The 3,561-nt window shown below is 71.2% G+C and carries 4 protein-coding genes; all 4 read left to right on the top strand.

The window, feature by feature from the left end; genetic code table 11:
• A partial coding sequence (locus WA805_RS22335) for a cupin domain-containing protein (protein WP_425243307.1) occupies positions 1-388 on the top strand: 388 nt, incomplete at its 5' end.
• 9 nt (positions 389-397) lie between these two features.
• Complete coding sequence (locus tag WA805_RS22330; protein WP_425243306.1) at positions 398-1,702, top strand: alpha/beta fold hydrolase; 1,305 nt, start codon at positions 398-400, stop codon at positions 1,700-1,702.
• Positions 1,703-1,710: 8 nt separating this feature from the next.
• The gene (locus tag WA805_RS22325) at positions 1,711-2,061 is read left to right on the top strand and encodes a VOC family protein (RefSeq protein ID WP_425243305.1); all 351 of its coding nucleotides are present in this window, start codon (positions 1,711-1,713) and stop codon (positions 2,059-2,061) included.
• Between the two features lie 115 nt (positions 2,062-2,176).
• Positions 2,177-3,556, top strand: coding sequence for a UTP--glucose-1-phosphate uridylyltransferase (locus WA805_RS22320; protein WP_422280070.1), 1,380 nt, complete (start codon positions 2,177-2,179; stop codon positions 3,554-3,556).
• Positions 3,557-3,561 lie beyond the last annotated feature (5 nt).

The following is a 3,561-nucleotide window of genomic DNA, read 5'->3' as shown; positions in this document are numbered from 1 at the left end:
GGACGGCAGCACCACCGGTCACCGGCTCGGCATCGGCGAGATCACCGTCGCGCCCAGGTCCGCGGGCCCGCCGCAGCACCGGCATGCCCGGCACGACGAGGGCTTCTACGTGGTGTCGGGGACGGCGCGGTTCACGATCGGCGCCGAGACATACGACGCTCCGCCAGGGACGCTGGCGATGATCCCGCCTGGCGCGCCGCACACCTTCGCCAACCCCGGCGACGAGCCGCTCGTCATGGTTAACACGTTCACGCCCGACCTGTACGTGCAGTACTTCCGCGACCTGCGGCAGCTGGTCGCCGCCGGCGAGGCGCCGACGCCCGAGGCGACCGCGCGGGTCATGAGCCGGTACGCCACCGAAGTGGCCGACGACTACGCGGCCGAGTAGGAGAGCCTCATGTCTGCACGCACCATTACCGTGACCACGCCGTCCGGCGACGTTCCGCTCACTATTACGGAGAGCGGCGCCGGCGGCCGGCCCGTGCTGCTGCTGCACGGCGGCGCGGGTCCGGATTCGGTCACCGGCTTCGGCGAGGCGCTCGCCGGTCGGTTCCCGTTCCGGGTGCTGAGCCCGGTCTACCCGGGGTTCTCCGGTACCGCGCGCCCTGGCTGGCTCGATTCCATGGGCACGCTCGCCGGGGTCCTCGGCGGCCTGCTCGAGGACCTGGGCCTAACCGACGTGATCGTGGCCGGCAGCTCAGTCGGCGGCTGGGTGGCGGCCGAACTGGCGCTGGCCGCCCCGGAGCGAGTCGGGCGGCTCGTGCTGATCGATCCCGCGGGCCTGGACAGCGCCGACCATCCCATCGCGGACTTCTTCTCGCTGACGCCCGATCAGCTGGCGGACCTCAGCTGGGCCAACCCGAAAGGGCACCGCATCGACCCGGCGGCGATGCCCGAGGCACAGCGGGCGATCCTGCTCGGCAACCGGGAGGCACTGCTGGCCTACGGCGGACGCTCGATGGCCGATCCCGGGCTGGCCGCGCGGCTCGGCGGCATCACCGCGCCGACGCTCGTGATCTGGGGCGAGGCCGACCGGATCGTCACCCCCGGCTACGGCAAGGAGTACGCCGCGGCGATTCCTGGCGCGGTGTTCCGGATGGTGCCGGCGGCCGGCCACCTGCCGCAGCTGGAGAACCCGGAGGCTGTGCTCGGGCTGTTCGGCGAGCTGGTCACCGCGGCTGGCTTACCAGTAACGCGGCTGGCCCGGTATGGTCTCCAGGTCCGCGAGCACCAGGGCGCGGTCTTCCTCGTCGGTGATGTTGGCTACGGCAGCGAGGGCCCGGTCCGTGTAGTGCCGTGCCTTCCCGGCTTCCCCGGCCACCGCGTGGGCGCGGGCGAGGGCCTCGAAGGCGAACGCCAGGTCCCAGTCGGCGATGCCGTTGTCCTGGCAGATGTCCAGGACCCGCTGCGCGTGGTACCGCGCGGGCTCGGCCCTCCTGAGGACCGCGTAGACGCGCGAGATCTGCCATTCGCCGCGCGCGAGGTTCGCCGGGGTCGCCTCGGGAACCAGGCCCCAGTGGTACCGGGAGGCGTGCGCCGCGTGGATCATGCGGTCGTCGTCCGCTACGGTCCGGTTCTCCTGCTCCATGAGCCGCCAGGTCTCGTTGAACAACTGGGCTGCGAGCAGCCGTTCGTTGGTGACCGATCCTGTTCCCGGCGCGCTTTTCGCGGTTGCGGAGTTCGCCATGGAAACAGCGTATGATCCCCGGCGTGATCACCGGAATGCACGCCATCGTGTTCTCCCCGCAGGCCGAGCAGGTCCGTGCGTTTTTCTCCGATGTCCTCGACATGCCGTCGGCGGACGCGGGAGGCGGCTGGCTCATCTTCGCGCTGCCCCCGGCCGAGCTCGCGGTCCACCCGGCCGACGGCGCGACCCGCCACGAGCTCTACCTCATGTGCGACGACATCCAGTCCACCCTCGCCGCACTGAGGGATAAGGGCGCTGAAATCGCCCGGGACGTCTCCGACCAGGGCTGGGGGCTGCTCGCGGCGATCCGGCTGCCCGACGGGTCTGAGCTGCCCATCTACGAGCCCCGGCACCCGTCGCCAGCCCGCCCCTGACACACTGCCCCTGACACACTGCCGGGCCGGGTGCGTGGCTGTGGGGGCATACTTGCGCGCAGGCGGGCAGTTTGACGTGTGACCCGAGTTCCGGAGCTGATCGGAGGATCAGAGCATGAATACGCCCGGCTACAGCGCAGCCGTCGTGGCCAAGGCTGAGGCCGGCGGCGTGCACGGCACCGAGCTAGCCGCCCTGCGCAGGCGACTGCGGCAGCTCGGCGAGCGGCAGGCCGGACTCCTGCCCGGCGAGGACCTTGAGCCGCTCGCGGACCTGCCGCACCTGGACGAGCTGCCCAGCCCGTCACCTGGCCAGGCCCGTGACGTGCTGGACCGGCTGGTGATCGTCAAGCTCAACGGCGGGCTGGGGACGAGCATGGGCCTGGAGGGTCCGAAGTCGGTGCTCGAGGTCAAGCCGGGCGCGAACTTCCTCGATGTCCTCGCCAGGCAGGTGCTGGCGCTGCGTGAGCGGCACGGCGCCCGGCTGCCGCTCGTGCTGATGAATTCCGCGATCACCCGCGACCCGTCGCTGAAGGTGCTCGACCACTACGGCGACCTGAGCGCGCCGGGCGTGCCGCGGGACTTTCTCCAGGGCCGCGAGCCGAAGATCCGCGCCAGTGACTTCGAGCCGGTGCGGTGGCCCGCCGACCCGGACCTGGAGTGGTGCCCGCCAGGGCACGGTGACATCTACCCCGCGCTGGCGGCGTCCGGCACGCTGGACGCCCTGCTCGGCGCCGGGCTGTGCTACGCCTTCGTCTCCAACTCCGACAACCTCGGCGCGCTCGCCGACGTCCGGATCGCCGCATGGCTGGCCGCGGAGCAGGTGCCGTTCGCCCTGGAGGCGGTCCGCGGCACTCCGGCCGACCGCAAGGGCGGTCACCTCGCCTGTTATCAGGGCCAGCTGGTGCTGCGGGAGACGGCGCAGGTGCCCGACGGCGACGACTCGTTCACCGACGTCGAACGCTGGCGCTGGTACAACACCAACAACATCTGGATCGACCTGCGCGCGCTTAAGGACTTGCAAGCCGCCGATCCGGCGGCGCCAGACCTGCCGCTGATCGTCAATCGCAAGACCGTCGATCCGCGCGACCCGGACAGCACCCCGGTGATCCAGCTCGAGTCGGCGATGGGCGCGGCGATCGGCTCAATCCCCGGCGCCCGCGCGGTCCATGTTCCCCGCTCGCGGTTCGCGCCGGTGAAGACCACCAACGACCTGCTCGTCGTGCGCTCCGACGCCTACGAGCTCACCAGCGACGGGGAGATGAGGCCCAGCTTCGACGGCCAGGAGCCCGTCGTCACGCTGGATGAGGAGTATTACAAGCTGCTGCCCGACTTCGAGCAGCGGTTCCCCGACGGGGCGCCGTCGCTGCGCCGCTGCCACCGGTTCGAGGTCGAAGGCGACGTCACCTTCGGCGCGGACGTCGTGGCCGTTGGCGATGTGCTGGTCACCGGTCCGCGGCAGATTCCGGACGGCGAGGTACTCGGCGAAGGAAACTAGCCGCG

This window comes from Trebonia sp. (assembly GCF_049794275.1).
GTDB lineage: Bacteria > Actinomycetota > Actinomycetes > Streptosporangiales > Streptosporangiaceae > Trebonia.
The sequence above is the reverse complement of the archived record's forward strand: the minus strand, read 5'-3'. Positions and strand labels throughout refer to the sequence as shown.

Excerpts from the sequence above, each read along its gene's own strand:
- WA805_RS22320 (WP_422280070.1), top strand. The coding sequence starts at position 2,177 with ATGAATACGCCCGGCTACAGCGCAGCCGTCGTGGCCAAGGCTGAGGCC.
- WA805_RS22330 (WP_425243306.1), top strand. The coding sequence starts at position 398 with ATGTCTGCACGCACCATTACCGTGACCACGCCGTCCGGCGACGTTCCG.